At 68.1% G+C, this 20,397-nt stretch carries 19 protein-coding genes; 12 read left to right on the top strand and 7 right to left on the bottom strand.

Going from position 1 to position 20,397, the window contains the following annotated elements:
• Positions 1-96: 96 nt before the first annotated feature.
• The 4 genes from U5775_RS31070 to U5775_RS31055 all read right to left on the bottom strand — a co-directional run bounded on the left by U5775_RS31070 (position 97) and on the right by U5775_RS31055 (position 5,412).
• Complete coding sequence (locus U5775_RS31070) at positions 97-1,566, bottom strand: glycosyltransferase family 9 protein (RefSeq protein WP_322061959.1); 1,470 nt, start codon at positions 1,564-1,566, stop codon at positions 97-99.
• 54 nt (positions 1,567-1,620) lie between these two features.
• The gene (gene aroC, locus U5775_RS31065) at positions 1,621-2,721 is read right to left on the bottom strand and encodes a chorismate synthase (RefSeq protein WP_322061954.1); all 1,101 of its coding nucleotides are present in this window, start codon (positions 2,719-2,721) and stop codon (positions 1,621-1,623) included.
• A 100-nt stretch (positions 2,722-2,821) separates the two neighbouring features.
• Complete coding sequence (locus U5775_RS31060; protein ID WP_322061953.1) at positions 2,822-4,810, bottom strand: MFS transporter; 1,989 nt, start codon at positions 4,808-4,810, stop codon at positions 2,822-2,824.
• 146 nt (positions 4,811-4,956) lie between these two features.
• On the bottom strand, positions 4,957-5,412 hold the full coding sequence (locus U5775_RS31055) for a CBS domain-containing protein (protein WP_322061952.1): 456 nt from the start codon (positions 5,410-5,412) through the stop codon (positions 4,957-4,959).
• 444 nt (positions 5,413-5,856) lie between these two features.
• Here U5775_RS31055 and U5775_RS31050 point away from each other — a divergent pair, with 444 nt between their 5' ends.
• The 3 genes from U5775_RS31050 (at position 5,857) to U5775_RS31040 (ending at position 8,465) form a co-directional block, all read left to right on the top strand.
• On the top strand, positions 5,857-7,194 hold the full coding sequence (locus U5775_RS31050) for an O-acetylhomoserine aminocarboxypropyltransferase (RefSeq protein WP_322061951.1): 1,338 nt from the start codon (positions 5,857-5,859) through the stop codon (positions 7,192-7,194).
• Positions 7,191-8,030, top strand: a complete 840-nt coding sequence (locus tag U5775_RS31045) for an alpha/beta hydrolase (RefSeq protein ID WP_322061950.1) — start codon at positions 7,191-7,193, stop codon at positions 8,028-8,030. Before U5775_RS31050 ends, U5775_RS31045 begins: the two co-directional genes overlap by 4 nt.
• A gap of 114 nt (positions 8,031-8,144) precedes the next feature.
• Positions 8,145-8,465 carry an Mpo1-like protein gene (locus U5775_RS31040; protein WP_322061949.1) on the top strand — a complete coding sequence of 107 codons (321 nt, stop codon included), beginning with the start codon at positions 8,145-8,147 and terminating at the stop codon, positions 8,463-8,465.
• Positions 8,466-8,546: 81 nt separating this feature from the next.
• On the opposite strand, the gene U5775_RS31035 is transcribed toward U5775_RS31040, so the two are convergent.
• Complete coding sequence (locus tag U5775_RS31035) at positions 8,547-9,854, bottom strand: YihY family inner membrane protein (protein WP_322061948.1); 1,308 nt, start codon at positions 9,852-9,854, stop codon at positions 8,547-8,549.
• A gap of 108 nt (positions 9,855-9,962) precedes the next feature.
• Between U5775_RS31035 and wrbA the strand changes: the two genes are divergently transcribed.
• The 5 genes from wrbA to U5775_RS31010 all read left to right on the top strand — a co-directional run bounded on the left by wrbA (position 9,963) and on the right by U5775_RS31010 (position 13,573).
• Positions 9,963-10,571: an NAD(P)H:quinone oxidoreductase gene (wrbA, locus tag U5775_RS31030; protein WP_322061947.1), complete on the top strand. Its 609-nt coding sequence runs from the start codon at positions 9,963-9,965 to the stop codon at positions 10,569-10,571.
• Complete coding sequence (locus tag U5775_RS31025) at positions 10,568-10,699, top strand: hypothetical protein (RefSeq protein ID WP_322061946.1); 132 nt, start codon at positions 10,568-10,570, stop codon at positions 10,697-10,699. Before wrbA ends, U5775_RS31025 begins: the two co-directional genes overlap by 4 nt.
• A 118-nt stretch (positions 10,700-10,817) precedes the next feature.
• Complete coding sequence (locus U5775_RS31020) at positions 10,818-11,150, top strand: DUF2069 domain-containing protein (RefSeq protein ID WP_322061958.1); 333 nt, start codon at positions 10,818-10,820, stop codon at positions 11,148-11,150.
• A gap of 162 nt (positions 11,151-11,312) precedes the next feature.
• Positions 11,313-12,749 (top strand): FAD-binding oxidoreductase, encoded by a 1,437-nt coding sequence (locus U5775_RS31015; RefSeq protein ID WP_322061945.1) that lies wholly within the window; start codon positions 11,313-11,315, stop codon positions 12,747-12,749.
• Between the two features lie 17 nt (positions 12,750-12,766).
• Entirely contained in the window at positions 12,767-13,573 is an 807-nt protein-coding gene (locus U5775_RS31010) for a metallophosphoesterase (RefSeq protein ID WP_322061944.1), read from the top strand.
• Between the two features lie 82 nt (positions 13,574-13,655).
• Here the strand turns inward: U5775_RS31010 and U5775_RS31005 are convergent, their stop codons facing one another.
• Both U5775_RS31005 and U5775_RS31000 read right to left on the bottom strand, forming a co-directional pair.
• Positions 13,656-13,823: a hypothetical protein gene (locus U5775_RS31005; RefSeq protein ID WP_322061943.1), complete on the bottom strand. Its 168-nt coding sequence runs from the start codon at positions 13,821-13,823 to the stop codon at positions 13,656-13,658.
• A 169-nt stretch (positions 13,824-13,992) separates the two neighbouring features.
• The gene (locus U5775_RS31000; RefSeq protein ID WP_322061942.1) at positions 13,993-14,934 is read right to left on the bottom strand and encodes a LysR family transcriptional regulator; all 942 of its coding nucleotides are present in this window, start codon (positions 14,932-14,934) and stop codon (positions 13,993-13,995) included.
• Between the two features lie 160 nt (positions 14,935-15,094).
• Here U5775_RS31000 and U5775_RS30995 point away from each other — a divergent pair, with 160 nt between their 5' ends.
• The 4 genes from U5775_RS30995 to U5775_RS30980 all read left to right on the top strand — a co-directional run bounded on the left by U5775_RS30995 (position 15,095) and on the right by U5775_RS30980 (position 20,232).
• Positions 15,095-16,750 (top strand): efflux transporter outer membrane subunit, encoded by a 1,656-nt coding sequence (locus U5775_RS30995; RefSeq protein ID WP_322061941.1) that lies wholly within the window; start codon positions 15,095-15,097, stop codon positions 16,748-16,750.
• Between the two features lie 11 nt (positions 16,751-16,761).
• Entirely contained in the window at positions 16,762-19,083 is a 2,322-nt protein-coding gene (locus U5775_RS30990) for an FUSC family protein (protein ID WP_322061940.1), read from the top strand.
• The gene (locus U5775_RS30985; RefSeq protein WP_322061957.1) at positions 19,070-19,273 is read left to right on the top strand and encodes a DUF1656 domain-containing protein; all 204 of its coding nucleotides are present in this window, start codon (positions 19,070-19,072) and stop codon (positions 19,271-19,273) included. The genes U5775_RS30990 and U5775_RS30985 overlap by 14 nt, the downstream gene beginning before the upstream one ends.
• Positions 19,274-19,368: 95 nt before the next feature.
• The gene (locus tag U5775_RS30980; protein WP_322061939.1) at positions 19,369-20,232 is read left to right on the top strand and encodes an HlyD family secretion protein; all 864 of its coding nucleotides are present in this window, start codon (positions 19,369-19,371) and stop codon (positions 20,230-20,232) included.
• Positions 20,233-20,397: the final 165 nt, after the last annotated feature.

The following is a 20,397-nucleotide window of genomic DNA, read 5'->3' as shown; positions in this document are numbered from 1 at the left end:
AGCACGGAAACAGGGAAAACAAAGCCGCTCCTCGGAGCGGCTTTGTCGTTTCATGCAGTCGGGCGCGGTAAATGCCGCTCGAAGCCGACCGAGCGATCAGCTCGCCGCCAGCGCCTCCAGCCGCGCCCTCACCCGTGCGAGCGCCGGCCCCCACTCGCCCACCGCCGGCTGCCGGAATAGTTCGATCGAGTCGTACCAGGGCGTGCGCGCCGTTTCGCTGCCCCAGAACCATGCGGAAATATGGTCGATGAGCAGACTCGTCGGCGCCCCGAGCGCGCCGGCCAGATGCACGGGACCGCTGTCGATCGTCACCACGTGGTCGACGCTCGCAATCAGCGCCGCCACGTCGTCGAAACCGGCCTCGAACTGCCCGGTCAGGTCGACGAAATTCGCGCCGCGCGCGCGCCATGCTTCGACAGCCGCGCCGCGTCCCGGCGACAGGGCGAAGAACGTGAGGCCCGGCACCGAAAACAGCGCGCCAAGCTCGGCATCGGGAATCGAGCGGCGTGCGTCGCGCGTATGCGTGGGATTGCCGTTCCAGACCAGGGCGACCGAGCGGCCGCCCGCCGGCATGGCCTGCGCGACGCGCGGCCGCCACGTTTGCACCCGTGCCGGGTCGGCGCGCAAATACGGCGCGCCCCACCCCGCCGGATCGAAGACGCCCAGCCGCAACGGCAGGCTCATCAGGCCGCAGTGGTAATCGGGGCGCGTCATCAGCGAATCTTCCAGCGCGACGTCCGGCGGCAGCATGCGCTCGAACAAGTGCCGCATCGGCCCGGCGTAGCCGAGGACCACGCGTCCGCCTTCGCGGCGCGCGCGCCCGGCCAGCGGCGCGAGGAAGCGGAACGCCCACAGACAGTCGCCATTGCCCTGCTCGCCGTAGACCACGAGCGTGCGGCCCGCCAGCGATTCTCCCTGCCAAGGCGCGCCGATCGAAGCCAGCGCGGCGCGTGCGCCGTTGCCGTCGCCATCGAGTTCGAGGCGCGCCTCGTAATGCTCCCAGCCTTGCGCATAGCGGCCCGCGCGCATCTCCAGCTCCGATAAATCGAAGCGCGCGTGGGGATTGTCCGGCTTGAGCGAAAGGACCTCGCGCAGCAGCGCCTCGCCCTCGGCAAAGCGCGCCTGCTCCTTCACGCAAAGCGCGAGCTTGTGCAGGACCACGGGATGATTCGGCACGATGTGCGCCGCGGTGCGCAACAGCGCTTCGGCGCGCGCGAAATCGTTGCACGCCTGCGCGGCCGCCGAGCGCCAGACGAGCGCGTTCGCGTCGTTCGGGTCACGCTCGAGCAACGCCGCACACGACGCCTCCACGAGTGGCCACTCGCGCGTGACGAAAGCCGTCTGCGCGAGCTCGTGCATGAGTTTCGGATCGGCAACGGAATCGAGTTGCGCGGCGCGCGTGAAGGCGAACAGCGCCGCGCGCAGATGATCGATTGCTCCGCCGGCGCGCGCCTGCAAGGCGCGTCCGAGCGCGAGCCAATCGGTTGCGCGCGCATCGACCTGCGCGACGCGGGCGAGCAACGGTGAGAGCGGATCGTCGGCCGAAGCCGGCGAAGGCAGCGTCACGCCGGCCGGCAGCGCGAGCACGGACGTCGCCTCAGGCACGGCTGGCACGGCCGATCAGACGTCGCTGGCCGGGATCTTCGGCGTCGTCACGACGACGTCGCCGTTCTGCGCACGATGGCGCAGCGCATGGTCGATCAGGACGAGCGCCAGCATCGCCTCGGCGATGGGCGTCGCGCGGATGCCCACGCACGGATCATGGCGGCCGAAGGTCTCGACCGTGGCCGGATCGCCCGTCTTGTCGATCGAGCGGCGCGGCGTGCGGATGCTCGAGGTCGGCTTGATCGCGATCGAAACGGTGATGTCCTGCCCCGTCGAAATGCCGCCGAGCACGCCGCCCGCATGATTGCTGTGAAAGCCGCCGGGCGTGAGTTCGTCGCCGTGTTCGGAGCCGCGCTGCGCCACGCTCGCGAAGCCCGCGCCGATCTCGACGCCCTTCACCGCGTTGATGCCCATCATGGCGTGCGCGATGTCGGCGTCGAGGCGGTCGAACAGCGGCTCGCCCCAGCCCACCGGCACGCCGCTCGCGACCACGTCGATGCGCGCGCCGATCGAGTCGCCGTCCTTGCGCAACGCATCCATATACGCTTCGAGTTGCGGCACGACCTCGGCATTCGGCGCGAAGAACGGGTTTTCAGGTACGTGCTTCCAGTCGACGAACGGCACGTCGATCTCGCCGAGCGCGCTCATGCAGCCGCGCACTTCCACGCCAAAGCGCTCGCGTAGCCACTTCTTCGCGACAGCACCGGCCGCGACCGTGGGCGCCGTCAGACGCGCCGACGAGCGGCCGCCGCCGCGATAGTCGCGAATGCCGTACTTCTGCCAGTAGGTATAGTCGGCGTGGCCTGGGCGGAAGGTCTCGACGATGTTGCCGTAGTCCTTGCTGCGCTGGTCGGTGTTACGGATCAGGAGCGCGATGGGCGTGCCCGTCGTGACGCCTTCGAAAACGCCGGAAAGGATCTCGACCTTGTCCTCTTCCTGGCGCTGCGTGACGTGGCGCGACGTGCCGGGACGGCGGCGGTCCAGATCGATCTGGATGTCGGCTTCGGTGAGCGCCATGCCGGGCGGGCAGCCGTCGATGACACAGCCGATGGCCGGGCCGTGGGATTCGCCGAAGGTGGTGACGGTGAAAAGCGTACCGAGCGTGTTGCCGGACATGGCGGTCGTCCAAAGTGAATCGGGGAATCCAGCATTATGCCAGCCCGCGCGGCGGCCCGCCCGGCTTGTACGGGGCGCGGCACGCGGCTTCCCGCTGCATTCAGCGCCGTGCGCCCCGCAACTCGGCCACGGCCCGTTGCAACGCTTCGGCCGTGACCTCGCCGGGCGCCACCGGCTCACCCACGGCCAGCGTGAGCCGGCTCGTCAGGCCGCGCCGGCGCGGCCGCTCCTGCCCCGACGCCGCATGCCGCGAGAACAGGCTGCCCCAGAGCCCGCGCAGCGCCATCGGCACGACCGGCGCGGGATGGCGCTTGAGGATCTCCGTCACGCCGTGGCGGAACGGATTCATCTCGCCGGTCTTCGTGAGCTTGCCTTCGGGGAAGATGCAGACGAGCTCGCCCTCGGCCAGCGCGGCGGCGCAGCGCTCGTAGGCCGCCGCGAGCAGCGCCGGGTCCTCGTGCGCGGGCGCGATCGGAATCGCCTTGGCCTGGCGGAACAGCCAGCCGAGCAGCGGCGAGCGGAAAATCTGGTGATCCATCACGAAGCGGATCGGCCGCGGGCTCTGGGCCATGATGACCACTGCATCGATATAGCTCACGTGGTTGCAGACCAGCACGGCCGCGCCCTGGGCCGGAATGCGTTCGGCATGAACGAGCCGCACGCGATAGATTGTGTGCACGAGCACCCAGGCCACGAAGCGCAGCAGGAACTCGGGCACGAGCGTGTAGATGTAGGCGGCCACGACGATGTTGAGCAGCGCGGTCGTCAGAAAGATGCCGGGAATGCCGACGCCTGCCGCCGTCAGCGCCATCGCCATGAGCGCCGAAACGATCATGAACAGCGAATTGAGGATGTTGTTCGCGGCGATGATGCGCGCGCGGTGACTCGGCGCGCTGCGGCTCTGGATCAGCGCGTAGAGCGGCACGCTGTAGAAGCCGCCGAACATCGCGAGCAGGAACAGGTCGGCCAGCACGCGCCAATGCGCGAGCGTGCGCACGAACTCGCCCACCGAAAGCAGATGGGCCGCCGCGGGCAGCGCATGGCTCGCGAAGAACAGGTCGATGCCGAACACGCTCATGCCGATCGAGCCGAGCGGCACGAGGCCGATCTCGATGCGCCGTCGCGAAAGCCGTTCGCACAGCAGCGAGCCTGTGCCGATGCCGAGCGAAAACATGGCGAGCAGCAAGGTCACGACGTCGGGATCGGCCGACAGCACGTCCTTCGCGAAGTTGAAGAACGAGGCCAGAAAGGTCGCGCCGACGAACCACAGCCACGAAATCCCGAGCAGGCTCAGGAATACGGTGCGATTGCCATGCGCGAGGCGCAGATTGCGCCAGGTCTCGGAAAACGGATTCCAGTTGATGCGCAAGCCCGGCTGCGGCGCCGCGCAAGGCGGCACGAACGCGCTGGCCACGCGACCGATCAGCGCAATGCCGATGCACATGCCGCCGAGCCACCACGCGCCGGCAGGCGGCCCGGCGAGGGCCGCGGCGGAAACGGCATTAGCCGCACCGTCGGACGCGCCGATGCCGGCCGCGATGCCGCCCACGATGGTCCCGATCAGGATCGCCACGAAGGTGCCCATCTCCACGAGCCCGTTGCCGCCGACGAGTTCGTCCTCGGCGAGTTTTTGCGGCAGGTACGCGTATTTGATGGGCCCGAACACGGTCGAATGCACACCCATCAGGAAGGTGCACAGATAGAGCAGCGGCGCGCTGTGCATCCAGAAGCCCGCGGCGCCGATCAGCATCACCGCGATCTCGAAGGTCTTGACCCAGCGCGTGAGCACAGCCTTGTCGTACTTGTCGGCGATCTGCCCCGAGGTGGCGGAAAACAGCACGAACGGCACGATGAAGATGGCCGAGATCAGGAACGCCACCGTCTTCGGATCGACGCCCGAAAAGCGCGCCGCCTGATAGGTCACGAGCGATGTGAAGCCGATCTTGAAGACGTTGTCGTTCATCGCGCCGAGGAACTGCGTCCAGAAAAACGGCGCAAAGCGGCGCTGGCGCAGCAGCGCGAACTGCGAGCCATGGCCGCTCGCTTCGCGGGCCGCGCGCTGCGCGACGGGCATCGGACTTTCGCTCATCGAGTCGAATTCAGTTTGTGGGAGTGGGATGCCAGACGCAAAAAAGCGCGCCGGACGCGCGCTTTTTTGAGCCGGTTCATGCGGGTTTGCGCCGCTGCTTCGCAGCCGCTTACCCCGCGCGCTGGTATTCGCGCGCAGCGCCGGAATCAACGCCCCGAATGCTGCTCCTCTTCGGGCCAGTCGCGAATATAGGCCTTGAGCAGCTTGTTTTCGAAGCCCTGCGCCTCCACCACCGCCTTCGCGACGTCGTAGAACGAGATCACGCCCATGAGCGAGCGGCTTTCCATGACGGGCAGATAGCGCACGTGGTGCTCGAGCATCATGCGGCGCACTTCGTCGACTTCGGTTTCGGGCGTGCACGTAATGGGGTGATCGTCCATGACCTTGCGGATCGTGGTGGTGCCCACGCTGCCGCCGTTCGTGCGCAGCGTGAGAATGATCTCGCGGAACGTGAGCATGCCGACCAGGTCGCCGTACTCCATGACGACAAGCGAGCCGATGTCGCGCTCGGCCATGGTATTCACCGCGTCGTGCAGCGACGTGTCGGGCGTAACGGTGTAGAGCGTATTGCCCTTGACTTTGAGAATGTCGCTCACACGCATGATGTGTCTCCTGTGTCGATGGACCCGGCAGCAAGGCTGCCTGGGACCATCCCATGCAAAAAATGTTGCCGGCGATGTCGCCGGTCGTGGGGGAGATGCTGAAAAGGAATAACTACCTCTTTTCGATGCTATCGGAAAGGCCGGTAAAAGGAAAGACGCGCCAAAGCGGGCCTAAACGCGCAAATCTGATCTGAATCACCCCCGAAATGACCTGTTGGAGCGCTCAAACGCCTGAGTTCTCGCAAACCTGGCGGCGAGGCATCGGCCATTTACCCTATGCCGTCTGGACAACACCTCCCGCGCTCGCCAGCCCATGCGAGGCGGGCGGCAAGCCGGCTCGCGCTCGCCGCCCACCCCGGCGATGCGTCCCTGGCACGCGCTGGCCGGTGTTACGATGCCTGCACCTTTCACCCGACGCCGGTTCGCGCCGGCCGTGCTGCCACGATGTCCGACCCACGCTTCGACACGCTCGCGCTGCATGCCGGCGCCACGCCCGACCCCGTCACCGGCGCCCGCGCGACGCCGATTTATCAGACCACGTCGTTCACGTTCCGCGACACCGATCACGCCGCAGCGCTCTTCAATATGGAGCGCGCAGGCCACGTGTACTCGCGCATCTCGAACCCCACGGTCGCCGTGTTCGAGGAGCGCGTCGCCGCGCTCGAAGGCGGCGCGGGCGCGATCGGCACCGCGAGCGGCCAGGCGGCGCTGCATCTGGCCATCGCCACGCTGATGGGCGCGGGCTCGCACATCGTGGCGTCCACGGCGCTCTACGGCGGCTCGCACAACCTGCTCGACTACACGCTGCGCCGCTTCGGCATCGAAACGACCTTCGTGAAGCCGGGCGACCTGGACGCCTGGCGCGCGGCGCTGCGGCCCGAGACGCGCCTCCTGTTCGGCGAAACGCTGGGCAATCCGGGGCTCGACGTGCTCGACATCGCCAGCGTCGCGCAGATCGCGCATGAGCACCGCGTGCCGCTGCTCGTCGATTCGACTTTCACGACGCCGTGGCTGCTGCGACCGTTCGAGCACGGCGCCGATTTCGTCTATCACTCGGCCACGAAATTCCTGGGCGGCCACGGCACGACCATCGGCGGCGTGCTGGTGGACGGCGGCACCTTCGACTTCGACGCCTCGGGCCGCTTCCCCGAACTCACCGAGCCCTATGCCGGCTTTCACGGCATGGTATTCAGCGAGGAAAGCAGCGTCGCGCCGTTCCTCCTGCGCGCGCGCCGCGAAGGCTTGCGCGACTTCGGCGCGTGCCTGCATCCGCAGGCCGCGTGGCAGCTCCTGCAAGGCATCGAGACCCTGCCGCTGCGCATGGAGCGGCACGTGGCGAACACGCGGCGCGTCGTCGAGTTTCTCGCCGCGCACGACGCCGTGCAATCGGTGGCCTACCCCGAGTTGCCGGAGCATCCCGACTACGCGCTCGCCAAGCGCCTGCTGCCGCGCGGCGCGGGCGCCGTGTTCAGTTTCGATCTGGCCGGCGGCCGCGAGGCCGGCAAGCGCTTCATCGAGTCGCTCTCGCTCTTCTCGCATCTCGCGAACGTCGGCGACGCGCGCTCGCTCGTGATCCACCCCGCCTCCACCACGCACTTCCGCATGGACGAGGCCGCGCTCGCCGCGGCGGGGATCGGCGCGGGCACGATCCGCCTTTCGATCGGGCTCGAAGACCCCGACGACCTGATCGACGATCTCAAGCGGGCGCTCAAGGCCACGCAGAAAACCGCGCAGAAGCCGGCCCCCGCCGCCCAGGCCCCGGCGGGCAAGGAGGCGTCATGATCGTCGAAGTCGCAGGCAAAGCCGTCTACGCCTACACGGGCGGACGCCCGTTCGATCCGGCCCGGCCGGTGGCCGTGTTCGTCCATGGGGCGCAGCACGACCACAGCGTCTGGGCGCTGCAATCGCGCTACTTTGCGCATCACGGCTTCAGCGTGCTGGCCGTCGACCTGCCGGGCCATATGCGCAGCGCGGGGCCGGCGCTCGCGAGCATCGGTGCGCTCGCCGACTGGCTCGACGCCTTGCTCGTAGCGCTCAAGGTCGACCGCGCGTTCGTCGCCGGGCACAGCATGGGTTCGCTCGTCGCGCTCGAATTCGCCGCGCGCCATCCCCAGCGCGCGAGCGCCATCGCGCTGCTCGCCACGGCCGTGCCAATGGCCGTCTCCCCCGCGCTGCTCGAGGCCGCGCGCGAGCGCGAGCCCGAGGCCATCGCGCTCGTGAACGCGTGGTCGCACTCGACGCTCGCCGCCAAGCCTTCGAGCCCCGGTCCCGGCTTCTGGCTGCGCGGCATGAACCGGCGGCTCATGGAACGCGTCTCGGCGCGGGGCGAAGCGCAGCTCTTTCACACCGACTTCGCGGCCTGCAACGCTTACGGGGACGGCCTCGCGAGCGCGGCCAAGGTGCGCTGTCCGGTGCGCCTGCTGGTCGGCCAGCGCGACATGATGACCCCGCCGCGCGCGGCGGGCGCGCTTGCGGCTGCGCTCGCGCAGGCTGGCGTAACCGTCGATACGGTGAAGCTGGACGCAGGGCACGCGTTGATGACGGAACAGCCCGACACAACGCTCGATGCGCTGTACGGTTTTGCGGTGCAGTACATACACCATGTGGGGAACGGTTAATCGGACGGCTGAGAGCCTGCTGTCGGCCCCAGTTGCACGGTCGTTCGGATCGCCGCAGAATAATTGCATGAGCGACCCTTGCGCAGCGGCACGTCATGCGCAGAGGAGGAGACGATGAGTCACCCCACCCAGACCGAGCACTTCGCGAATTTCGCGCAGTTCTACCCGTTCTATCTGAGCGAGCACAGCAACCTCATGTCGCGGCGGCTCCATTTCATCGGCTCGCTGGGCGTGATCGGCTGTGTCGCCATGGCGATCGCCACGGGCCACTGGCTCTGGTTGCCCGCCGCCGTGCTATGCGGCTACGGGTTCGCCTGGGTCGGCCACTTCGCGTTCGAGAAGAACCGCCCGGCCACCTTCCGTCATCCCATCTACAGCCTGATGGGCGATTGGGTCATGTTCTCGGATATCTGCCGCGGAAAGATTTCGATCTAGCGGCACGAAGCAAACGCCGCCGCCCGAACGAACCCGTTCCGGGCGGCGCGCGTGTTTCCCCTAAAGCGTCCCGAAGCGTCCTCAAGCCGCCGGATGCGGCAACGCCGGATGGTCCGCCCCCGCCTCGGCAAGGCGCGCCAGCTCGCGCCGCGCCGCGAGCAGCGAGGCCAGCGAAATCGAGAGCTTGTCGTTATCCAGCGCGCCTAGCAGCATTGCCGCGTCGATATCGCTCGATTTGAGCTGATACGCGAGTTCCTTCCGATCGATCACGAAGCGCGCGTAAATGCGCTCCACCGAGATACGCGCGGGGTTCGCCACGAGCACGTAGTGCGGCTTCTCGCCGTCCTTTTCGAGCCGCCCGATCAGTTCGTCCTCCTCCAGATCCCCCACGAGCCGCGTGACGGTGGCGAGGTCGCGCCGCAGCAGTTGCGCGAGCTGCTCGGCGGTGCTGCCGGGCTGGCCCGCGTCGCGCGCCTCGGCGAGGCCCGCGAGCAATTCGAGCGCGTCCAGCAGATCGCTGCCCGGAAAACGCGGCCGGTTAAAGCGCCCGGTGCGGATCTCGGGCAACGCCGACGTGATCATCGCGCCCACGAGCGTGATGAACCAGCTCAGATACATCCACAGCAGGAACATGGGCGCCGCCGCGAATGCGCCGTACACGGCCGTATAAGTGGGGATGCGCCGCACGTAGAGCCCGAAGCCGCGCTTGGCCAGCTCGAACGCAACGGCCGCCGCCACGCCGCCCACCACGGCATCGCGCCACTCCACGCGGCAGTTCGGCAGATAGACATAGAGCATCGTGAACGCGAGCGCCGTGAGCGGCATCGAGGCGCCCATCAGCATCCAGTCGAACAGCATCGAGACGTGCTGCTCGGTGGCGAGCGCGGCCGAGCGCGTGAACAGATACGACGAGATCGAGAGGCTCACGCCGATCAGGATCGGCCCGAGCGTGAGGATCGCCCAGTACACCAGCACGCGCTGCGCGAACGGCCGCGCCTTGCGCACGCGCCAGATCACGTTGAACGCCGACTCGACCGTCATCATCGTCATGACCGAGGTGACGAACAGCACGATCATGCCCATCGTCGTGAGGCCCTTGGCCTTCGACGCGAACTGGTTCAGGTACATGAAGATCTGGCTGTTGATCTGCGCCGGCATCAGGTGATCGGCGAGAAAGCCCTGCAGCGAATTCTGGAACGACGCGAAGATCGGAAAGGCGGTGAACAGCGCGAACGCGACCGTGGCGAGCGGCACGAGCGAGAGCAAGGTCGTGAACGTGAGGCTGCCCGCCACTTGCGGAATGCGGTCTTCGCGGCTGCGCCGCATCGCGAAGCGCGCGAGCCGCTTCACGATATCCAGATCGATCCGTAATCTCGACAACACATCCATTGGCCTGCCTTCTCCAGACGGCGCGCCGCCGCATCTCGTGGGCGAACGCCGCGCGGCAAACGCGCGGCGACCCAACCCCTATAATATCCCGTCCACCGACGAGGCCCGATGAAACCGATTCTTGTGCTCTATTACAGCCGCCATGGCGCCACCCGCGAGCTCGCGCGCGCCATCGCCCAGGGCATCGACAGCGTGGCTGGCGCCGAAGCGCGCGTGCGCACGGTGCCGCCCGTATCGACGGTCTGCGAGTCCACCGCACCCGACATTCCCGACGACGGCCCGCCCTACGCGGAGTTGCGCGATCTCGAGGAGTGCGCGGGCCTCGCGCTCGGCTCGCCCACGCGCTTCGGCAACATGGCGGCGCCGCTCAAGTATTTCCTCGACGGCACCACGCCGCAATGGCTCTCGGGCGCGCTCGCGGGCAAGCCCGCCTGCGTGTTCACGTCCACGGGCAGCCTGCATGGCGGCCAGGAGAGCACGCTGCTTTCGATGATGCTGCCGCTGCTGCATCACGGCATGCTGCTCGTCGGCATTCCCTACACCGAAAGCGCGCTCACCTCCACGCAAGGCGGCGGCACGCCCTATGGCGCCTCGCATCACGCGCGCGCCGATGGCCGCAGTCATGGCCTCAGCGCCGACGAAAAGACGCTTGCGGTGGCGCTCGGCGTGCGGCTCGCGCGGGCGTCGCTGGCGCTCTCGCAGGGCGAGCGGCCATGAGCGAGGGTCCGCGCCGCGATGCGCGAGGCAAAACCGGCAGCGTGGACGCCGGGCATACGCCTCACGTATCGGGCGCATCGCAGGTCTGGTTCGCGCGCCGCACGGTCGCGCACTTTACCGTCATTTGATATTTTGCGGCGCCGGCCTGTTCCGGCCGGCGCCACGGAGCCGCCCATGCAAGCCTTTCCGGCCCGCGCGCCAGCCGGCATCGCCGAGCGCCGTACCGTCGCGCTCGGCGCGTTCGCCATGCTCGCCGCGCTCACGCTGCTGTGCATCGCCTGGGAATGGCGGCTCGCGCCGCTGCGCCCCGGCGGCAGCGCGCTCGTACTCAAGGCGCTGCCGCTTGCCGCCGCGCTGCCCGGCGTGCTGCGGCGCAGCCTCTATACGCTGCAATGGGCGTCGATGCTGGTGCTGCTCTATTTCGCCGAAGGCATCGTGCGCGGCATGACCGACCCCGCGCCCGGCAACCTGCTCGGCTGGATCGAAGTCGCGCTGGCGCTCGGGTTCTTCGGCTGCGCGCTCGCGTATGTCGCGCCGTTCAAGCGCGCCGCGCGGCGCGCGAGGCGCGAAGGCGCGTGAAGACCCGGCAGGTGCGCGCAGCACCCGCTCGCGCCTCCACCACCCGATCCCCCGGCGTGTCACACTAACCCCTTAGCCCCTTTAGCCAGAAACCGCATCCCGGCTGCCGACCGCAGGCGCGCCCCCGCGCCGCCGCCCCGCCCCGGAGACGACTCACCCGCCATGACCGCAAGCCCCGCACTCGCCCACCCCGCCTTCCTCGACGCCTGCGCCGCCGCCATCGGCGCGCAACACGTGCTGACCGACGCCCACGACACCGCGCCCTACCTCGCCGACTGGCGCAAGCGCTACCAGGGCGCCGCGTGCGCCGTGCTGTGTCCCGCGAGCGCCGAAGAAGTGGCCGCCATCGTCAAGCTCGCGCACGAGCATCGCGTCGCGCTCGTGCCGCAGGGCGGCAACACCGGTCTCGCGGGCGGCGCGACGCCCGACACGAGCGGCCGCGAGGCCGTGCTGAGCCTGCGGCGCCTGAATCGCGTGCGCGAGATCGATGCGCACAACAACACGATCACCGTCGAAGCGGGCGTGATTCTCGCCGAGGTCCAGGCGCGCGCCGCCGAGGCCGGGCGTCTCTTCCCGCTCTCGCTCGCCGCCGAAGGCAGTTGCACGATCGGCGGCAATCTCTCGACCAACGCGGGCGGCACCGGCGTGCTGCGCTACGGCAACACGCGCGAGCTGTGCCTCGGCCTCGAAGTCGTGACACCGCAAGGCGAGCTCTGGGAGGGCCTGCGCGGCCTGCGCAAGGACAACACGGGCTACGATCTGCGCGATCTCTTCATCGGTGCGGAGGGCACGCTCGGCATCATCACCGCCGCCGTCATGAAGCTGCATCCGCAGCCGGCCGCGCGCGTCACGGCGCTCGCGGGGCTTGGCTCGGCCCACGCCGCGCTCGACTTCCTCGCGCTCGCGCAGCGCTTTGCGGGACCGCTCCTGACCGGTTTCGAGCTGATGTCGGACTTCTGCATGCAACTGGTCGGCCGGCATTTCCCGCAGTTGCGCTACCCGTTCCAGCAGCGCCATGCACAAGTCGTGCTGCTCGAGCTCTCCGACAACGAGAGCGAAGCGCACGGCCGCGCGCTCTTCGAGCGCCTCATGGAAGCGGCGCTCGAAGCGGGCCTCGTCGACGACGCCGTCGTCGCGGAGAGCCTCGCGCAGTCGCAGGCGTTCTGGAACATCCGCGAGCACATTCCGCTCGCGCAGGCGCAGGAAGGCTTGAACGTGAAGCACGACATTGGCGTGCCGATCTCGCGCATCGGCCATTTCATCGAGGAAACCGACGCCGAAATCGCGCGCACGGTGCCCGGCGCGCGCATGGTCACGTTCGGCCACCTCGGCGACGGCAATCTGCACTACAACGTGCAGGCGCCCGAGGGCGGCGACGCCAGGCGTTTCCTCGCGGAAAACGAGAAAACCCTGAACCGCATCGTCTACGACAGCGTCGCGCGCCATCGCGGCACGATCAGTGCGGAGCACGGCCTCGGCCAGTTGAAGGTCGACGAGAGCGCGCACTACAAGAGCGAAGTCGAGCTCGCGCTGATGCGCGCCGTGAAGACCGCGCTCGATCCGCTCAATCTGATGAATCCGGGGAAGGTGCTGCGCTGAATGCGCAAGGAGGCGAAGTGAAGGTCCGTGTGCTATCCGACCTGCATCTGGAACACGACGAGCCCGACACGATCCCGCACGCGCAGGCCGACCTCGTCGTGCTCGCGGGCGACATTCACAATCACGGGCTGGGCTTGCGCTGGGCCGCGGAGACGTTCGATCCGCAGGTGCCCGTGATCTACGTGCCCGGCAATCACGAGTACTACGACGGCGAGCTCGGCGCACTGGAAACGGCCATGCGCGACGCCGCCGCGACGCTCGAGAACGTGCATTTCCTGAACAACGAGACCTACGTCGATCCGGCGGGCCGCTTCCGGGTGCTCGGCACGACGCTGTGGGCCGATTTCGCGCTCTTCGGCGCCGACGATGCCGCGCGCGACGGCGCGATCGAGGCGGCAAAACGCGTGATGCTCGACTTTCGCGGACTGATCCAGGTGTCGTGGCCCGCGAGCCCCGAGGCGGCCGCGCGCGATTTCACGCCTGCGGACTCGCTCGCGCTGCACGCGCACGCGCGGGCATGGCTCGAAGCGGAGCTGACGAGGCCGTTCGCGGGCAAGACCATCGTCGTGACGCATCATGCGCCGCATCGGCTGAGCCTCGCGGCGCGCTATGCGGACGATCCGGTATCGGCGGGATTCGTGAGCGATCTCGGCGCGCTGGTGGGCGCGCCCGCCACGCTCTGGGTGCACGGCCACACGCACACCTGCTTCGACTACGCGGTGGACGGCACGCGCGTGGTCTGCAACCCGCGCGGCTATCGCGACCGGCGCACCGGCCGGCCCGAGAATCCGGCCTTCGCGTGGGACAAGGTGGTGGAGATCTGAGCGCCGCGCCGCCCGCTAACAACGGCCGGGGCGGCACAACGAGTGCGCCGGGAGCCGGCGCAGGAAAAACAGACAGCGACGATCAGCGCAGACCGCGCGTGCGGTCGGCCGGGCCGCGATCGGCGTTACGTCGCGCCCGCAGCGCAACGGGCTGAAGCTGTGCGCGGCGCATGCGCAGCAAGTCGCGCGATGCGGCGATGCCGATCAGGCCCATCATCACGGCGATGCCGATCATCAGATGCGTATCCATGGACTTCCTCGGGTTCTGGCGGATTGACGTTTGAGTTCCGCTACCTTACCAAGCCGCCGCGTGCGCGTGCGTAAGGAAATGTTGCCATAACCCGAAGCTGTAACAGCCTGTCACAGCGCGCGCCACGCTGTCCTCATCTACCCTCGTCCGTCCTGTTTCTGCCTCGCTCTCAGGTCCGCGCGAACTGCCGCAGCTCGGCCTGGTCTTCGGCCAGCGTCGCGGGCAGCTTCTCGCGCAGCAGCTCGACCCACGTGCGGATCTTCGCGTCGAGATACTGACGCGACGGATACATCGCGTAGACATTCATCTCCTGCGACTTGTACTCGGGCAGCAACCATACGAGCTCACCGCTGCGCAGCCCGCTGATGGCCGAATAGATCGGCAGGAGCCCCACGCCCATTCCCTCACGCACCGCGACCGCGAGCGCTTCGGCCACGTTCACCTGGAACGTGGCGGCGCCGAGGTCGACCGTCTCGTCGCGTCCGTCGGGGCCCGTGAACTGCCACTGCGACGAGGGAAACACCGGCGTCACCATCTGCAGACAGCGATGACTCTCGAGGTCGCGCGGCGTCTGCGGCACGCCGTTGCGCTCCAGGTACGCCGGCGACGCGCACACGATGCTGAACGCGCTCGCCAAGCGTTGCGAGACGAAGCCCGAATCCGGCAGATCGGTGGCCAGCACGAGCGCGACGTCGTAGCCCTCGTCGAGGATGTCCGGCATGCGCTGCGCGAGCGTGAGATCCACGTGCACGTCCGGATAAAGCTGCTGATACTGTCCCACCGCCGGCACCACGTAGTGCTGGCCGAAGCTGGTCATGGCGTGGACCTTGAGCTTGCCCGCGGGACGCGCATGCGCGTCGCCGGCCTCGGCTTCGGCCTGGTCCACATAGGCCAGGATCTGCTCGCAACGCTGCAGATAGCGTTCGCCGGCCTCGGTGAGCGCGATGCGGCGCGTCGTGCGGTTCAGGAGCCGCGTGCGCAGATGAGCCTCCAGATCGGAGACCGCGCGCGACGCATAAGCCGTCGTCGTATTCAGGTACTGGGCGGCGCCCGTGAAGCTGCCGGCCTCGACCACCCGCACGAATACCCGCATGTTCTGAAGCGTGTCCATAACAATCCAATCCTCTCACTGACAGCCGAATTGTTACACATCCCGCAAAGCCGATTGTCTCAAATCGCGTAAGAATGCCTTGCATCCTTACTGGTTATTCGCCAATCGAGCAAAAAATATAATGCGGTACGTCAATCTACGCATGGAAAAGGAGTAAATCGTGCAGTCTCCGGTACCGAAAGGACTAGCCGCACTCACGGTTCTTACGTTCTCGTTGATAATCGCGGGCTGCGCCAGTACCGGCGGCATCGCACCGCAAGCGAAGCATACGGACGCGTCCGAACTGGACGCCGGCTCGGCCATCCGCGCCGCCAGCACCGACGCCCAATGGCCCGCCAGCGACTGGTGGCGCGGCTACAACGACCCGCAGCTGAACGCCTGGATCGAAGCCTCGATCGCGGGCAATCCGTCGCTCGCGGCCGCGCAGGCGCGCGTGCGCGAAGCGCGCTCGATGGCGGGCGTGGCACAAGCGGGGCTCCTGCCCCAAATCAACGGCAGCATGTCCGTGCAGCGCCAGCACTGGGCCGATAACGTCTACTACGGACCGGGCCCACTCGCCGGCGCGAACACGTGGAACAACACGGCCACGCTCGGTCTCTCGTACCACCTCGATCTCTGGGGCGAGGACAAGAACAACGCCGAGCGCGCGCTCGACATGGCGCACGCCACGGCCGCCGACGCGCGCGCCGCGCAGCTCGAGCTCGAAGTGAACGTCACGCGCGCGTACATCGACCTTTCGATGAATTACGCGCTGCTCGACATCGCCAGACAAACGCTCGCTGAGCAGCAGAAGATTCTGACGCTCGCGCAAAAGCGCCTCGCGGGCGGCATCGGCACCCAGCTCGAAGTGAGCCAGGCCGAGACGCCGCTGCCCGAATACGAGCGCCAGATCGACGCGCTCGAAGAAAACATCGCGCTCGGCAAGAACCAGCTCGCCGCGCTCGCGGGCAAAGGCCCCGGCGCGGGCGAGTCGATCGAGCGCCCGGCGCTCTCGCTCGCCGCGCCCGCGGGCCTGCCCTCGGCGCTGCCGGCCGAGCTGATCGGCCATCGCCCCGACGTGGTCGCGGCGCGCTGGACCGTCGCCGCGCAGGCGCGCGGCATCGACGTCGCGAAGGCCGAGTTCTACCCGAACGTCAATCTGCTCGTCTCGATGGGCGGCTATGCGGCGGCCGGTCCGCTGTTCCAGTTCCTCAAGTCGATGAGCGGCAGCTACGCGGGCGGCCCCGCGCTCTCGCTGCCGATCTTCGACGGCGGGCGCCTGCGCGCGCAGCTCGGCGCGCAATCGGCCGCTTATGACATCGCCGTCGAGCAATACAACCAGACGCTCGTGACGTCGCTCAAGGAAATCGCCGACCAGGTCGTGCGCATGCGCTCGCTCGCGACCCAGGAGGACGATGCGCATCGCTCGGTCGCGGCCGCGCAGCGCAACTACGACCTCTCGGAAGCGGGCTTCCGGCGCGGGCTCACCGACTACGTCAACGTGCTGATTGCGCAGACGCAGTTGCTGCGCGCCCAGGAAGGCGTCGCGCACATCCAGGCCGAGCGCCTCGTCGCGCACGCGACGCTGGTGGCGGCGCTGGGCGGCGGCATGATCGATCCGGCGAGCGGCCCGACGGCGACGGGACCGACGCAAGCCGAGCAACTGCCCGCGCACGGCAAGAAGACGCGCGACGTGCCGCTCGCGCCCGCCGCGCTGCTCGCGCCGAAACTGCCTGATGTGGATGCAGTCGATGCGGACGCGACAGGCGCACCGCAAGCGGCTGCGGACCGCGCAACGGCAAGCGCAGGCGCCGCCGCCAGCGCCACCGCGCACTGAGGCCCGCGAAGATGCAAGCGTCCTCTCCCACCTCGGCGCAACCGGGCGGCCCGCGCGTTCTCCAGGCGTTCGCCGACTGGGCGCGCACCGACGGCCTCGTCTGGCTCTACCTCTTCAAGGCGATCGCCGCGGCGCTCATCGCGCTCGGCGTGGCGATGAAGCTCGACCTGCCCTCGCCGCGCACCGCCATGACCACGGTGTTCATCGTGATGCAGCCGCAAAGCGGCCCCGTGTTCGCGAAGAGCTTCTACCGGATCTGCGGCACGCTGGTCGGCCTCGTGGTCATGCTCGCGCTGATCGGCCTGTTCGCCCAGCAGCCCGAGCTTTTCATCGCCTGCACGGCGCTCTGGGTCGGCATCTGCACCGCGGGCGCCGCGCGCAACCGCAACTTCCGCTCGTACGGCTTCGTGCTCGCGGGCTACACCGCGGCGCTGATCGGCATTCCGGCCTCGCAGCATCCCGACGGCGCGTTCATGTCGGCGATGACGCGCGTAGCCGAGATCTCGATCGGCATCCTCGCCTCGGGCTTCGTGAGCGCCGTGGTGTTTCCGCAATACACGGGCGAGCTGCTGCGCTCGACGGTGCGCCGCCGCTTCTCGTCGTTCGTCGACTATGTGTCGGCGTCGCTGGCCGGCCGCGTCGAACGTTCGCAGATCGAAGCCACCCACGCGCGCTTCGTCGCCGACATCGTCGGCTTCGAGGCAAGCCGCAGCACGGCCGTGTTCGAGTCGCCCGACTCGCGCATGCGCGCGGGACGCCTCGCGCGCCTGAACACCGAGTTCATGGCCGTCTCGACGCGCTTTCACGCGCTGCATCAGCTCATGAACCGCCTGCGCGACAGCGGCTCCACGGTCACCGTCGACGCGCTCGAGCCGTACTTCCGCGAGATCGCGCCGCTCTTCGACAAGGCCGGCGAACCGGTGCTCACGGCCGCCGACGCGGTGCACGTGGCGAAGCAGCTCGACGACTATCGCGCGACGCTGCCGAGGCGCGTGCGCGAAACGCGCGCGCAGCTCGAAGCCGATCTCGACCAGCAAGGCAAGCGCGCGGACACGCGTGCCGCGCGCCTGCTCGACTTCGACACGGCCACCGAGCTCTTCTACCGCTTCGTGCACGAGATGAACGAGTACACGGCGACCTACGCCTCGCTCGCGGTCGATACGCACTCGCGCGAAAAGTGGATCGCGCGCTACGTCCCGAAGACCAATCTCGTGGCGGCCGGCGTGGCGGGCCTGCGCGCGGCCATCGTCATGGGGCTGCTCGCCGCGTTCTGGATCGCCACCGCCTGGCCGAGCGGCACGAATCTCGTGCTCACCGCCGCGGCCACTTGCGCGCTGGCCTCCGCGTCGCCGCAGCCCGCGCGCATGTCGAGCCAGATGGCGGGCGGCACGATGCTCGCGTCCGTGGTCGGCATGCTCCTGACCTTCGGCGTGTTTCCGCACATCGACGGCTTCCCGATGCTGTGCGTCGCGCTCGCGCCCGCGCTCGCCTTCGGCGTGTTCCTCACGACCCGCCCGGCGTACATGGGCTACGGCATGGGCTACTGCATCTTCCTGTGCTTCCTCGCGGGCCCCGACAATGTCGTGCAGTACAACCCGGTCGGCTACATGAACGACGCGCTCGCGCTCGTCTTGTCGATGATCGTCACGGCGCTCGCGTTCGCCGTGTTCCTGCCGCCCTCCACGCCGTGGCTGAGAAAGCGCCTCGTCGCCAATCTGCGCGGCCAGGCCGTGCATGCGTGCCGCGCGCGCTGGATCGGCGCGAGCGGGCTGGCGCGCCTGCGCAACCGCTTCGAGAGCGGCGCGCGCGACCTGATGTTCCAGCTGCACGCGCTCGCCGGCAGCGACGAAGCGTTCCGCCACGACACGCTGCGCTGGATGTTCGCGACGCTAGAGATCGGCAATGCCGCGATCGATCTGCGCGAGGAGCTTGGCGCGGCATCGGCGCAAGCCGCCGCGCAATCTTCGGCACAGCCCGCCGCGGCTGCGCGCGCGGCCGACCCGCTCGCGGCGCGCGCGCCGTGGCGCGACACCACCGCGGCCACGCTCAAGGCCGTGAGCGCGCTGTTCGCGCGCCCCGACGCCAACCGCTACGCCACCGCGCTCGCCACGACGCGGGCCGCCATCGCGGCCTGCCACGGCGTGCTCGAACAGATCGTGCGCGAAGACGCGCCGCGCGACACGCGCCATCGGCTCCAGCGCATCCTGAGCCATCTGCATTTCATCCGCACCGCGCTCATCGATCCGCAATCGCCGTTCGCGCCGTATGCGGATGCGCGCCGCGATGCGGACAACCCTCCCGGCAACCCGCAAGGAGCGAATCATGCCGCGTGACGTTGCATTTCTCGACGCCTACATTCCCGCGATCGTGCTGCTCTTCATCCTGGGCGCGGCGCTCACCTGGCTCGTCGATTCCGTGCTGGCCCGAACCGGGCTCTACCGGATCGTCTGGCACCCGTCGCTCTTTCGCGTGAGCCTGCTCGTGGTCGTGTGCTGCGTGCTGGGGCTCGCCGTCTATCGATGAAAACCGCGATGAAAAGCGCGACGGAAAAAGCGCGCTGAAAACCGCGCCACGCTGAAAAACGCACCGAAAAACGCTGAACCGGATTCAAACGAATCATGACTATCCGAAACATCATTGGCTTTATCGCGACGGCCATCATCTTCATCGTCGCCATCCTGGTCGGGCGCGTCCTGTGGGTGCACTACATGGACGAGCCGTGGACACGCGACGGCCGCGTGCGCGCCGAAGTGGTGAACATCGCGCCCGACGTCTCGGGCGCCGTGGTCGAGCTGCCCGTGCATGACAACCAGTTCGTGCACAAGGGCGACCTGCTGATGCAGATCGACCCGTCGCACTACCAGATCGCCGTGGAGCAGGCGCAGGCCGCCGTGGCCGCGCGCAAGGCCGAGCTGACCATGAGGCAGGACGACGCCCGCCGCCGCGCCGACATGGACAGCCAGGTCGTCTCGCAGGAAAGCCGCGAAAACGCCTCGCACACCGCGAATTCGGCGCAGGCGCAGTACGAGCAGGCGACAGCCGCGCTCGACGCCGCGAAGCTTAACCTCGAGCGCACACGCGTGATCTCGCCGGTGGATGGCTACATCACCAACCTGCAGGTGTTCCAGGGCGACTACGCGACCTCGGGCCAGGCCAAGCTCGCCGTGGTGGACAGCCACTCGTTCTGGGTCTACGGCTACTTCGAGGAAACCAAGCTGCCGCGCGTGAAGGTGGGCAACAAGGCCGACATCAAGCTGATGAGCGGCGGCACGCTCGAAGGCCATGTGGAAAGCATCTCGCGCGGCATCTACGACCGCGACAATCCGCAAAGCCGCGAGCTGCTCGCCGACGTGAACCCGACCTTCAACTGGGTGCGCCTTGCACAGCGCGTGCCGGTGCGCATCCACATCGACAAGGTGCCCGACGGCATGATCCTTTCCGCGGGCACGACCTGCACCGTGGTCGTGAAGCCCGGTGCGTGAGAGCGCTATGAAAATCGCATAAGGGCGATGGAACATGACGAAAAAGAGCGCACTCGTGCGCTCTTTTTCATTGGCTCGCCTGAACATTGCTTGAGATTTTTAACCCTCTACCAGGCATCGTCTGACAGCGAATCGCCCGGACCTGCAAAAACTATCCCGGGATAC

The organism is Paraburkholderia sp. J63 (assembly GCF_905220245.1).
GTDB lineage: Bacteria > Pseudomonadota > Gammaproteobacteria > Burkholderiales > Burkholderiaceae > Paraburkholderia.
Note: the sequence above shows the minus strand (reverse complement) of the source record. Positions and strands in the feature narration are given on the sequence as shown.

Excerpts from the sequence above, each read along its gene's own strand:
- aroC (WP_322061954.1), bottom strand. The coding sequence starts at position 2,721 with ATGTCCGGCAACACGCTCGGTACGCTTTTCACCGTCACCACCTTCGGC.
- U5775_RS31060 (WP_322061953.1), bottom strand. The coding sequence starts at position 4,810 with ATGAGCGAAAGTCCGATGCCCGTCGCGCAGCGCGCGGCCCGCGAAGCG.
- U5775_RS31055 (WP_322061952.1), bottom strand. The coding sequence starts at position 5,412 with ATGCGTGTGAGCGACATTCTCAAAGTCAAGGGCAATACGCTCTACACC.
- U5775_RS31050 (WP_322061951.1), top strand. The coding sequence starts at position 5,857 with ATGTCCGACCCACGCTTCGACACGCTCGCGCTGCATGCCGGCGCCACG.
- U5775_RS31045 (WP_322061950.1), top strand. The coding sequence starts at position 7,191 with ATGATCGTCGAAGTCGCAGGCAAAGCCGTCTACGCCTACACGGGCGGA.
- U5775_RS31040 (WP_322061949.1), top strand. The coding sequence starts at position 8,145 with ATGAGTCACCCCACCCAGACCGAGCACTTCGCGAATTTCGCGCAGTTC.
- U5775_RS31035 (WP_322061948.1), bottom strand. The coding sequence starts at position 9,854 with ATGGATGTGTTGTCGAGATTACGGATCGATCTGGATATCGTGAAGCGG.
- wrbA (WP_322061947.1), top strand. The coding sequence starts at position 9,963 with ATGAAACCGATTCTTGTGCTCTATTACAGCCGCCATGGCGCCACCCGC.
- U5775_RS31025 (WP_322061946.1), top strand. The coding sequence starts at position 10,568 with ATGAGCGAGGGTCCGCGCCGCGATGCGCGAGGCAAAACCGGCAGCGTG.
- U5775_RS31020 (WP_322061958.1), top strand. The coding sequence starts at position 10,818 with ATGCTCGCCGCGCTCACGCTGCTGTGCATCGCCTGGGAATGGCGGCTC.
- U5775_RS31015 (WP_322061945.1), top strand. The coding sequence starts at position 11,313 with ATGACCGCAAGCCCCGCACTCGCCCACCCCGCCTTCCTCGACGCCTGC.
- U5775_RS31005 (WP_322061943.1), bottom strand. The coding sequence starts at position 13,823 with ATGGATACGCATCTGATGATCGGCATCGCCGTGATGATGGGCCTGATC.
- U5775_RS31000 (WP_322061942.1), bottom strand. The coding sequence starts at position 14,934 with ATGGACACGCTTCAGAACATGCGGGTATTCGTGCGGGTGGTCGAGGCC.
- U5775_RS30990 (WP_322061940.1), top strand. The coding sequence starts at position 16,762 with ATGCAAGCGTCCTCTCCCACCTCGGCGCAACCGGGCGGCCCGCGCGTT.
- U5775_RS30980 (WP_322061939.1), top strand. The coding sequence starts at position 19,369 with ATGACTATCCGAAACATCATTGGCTTTATCGCGACGGCCATCATCTTC.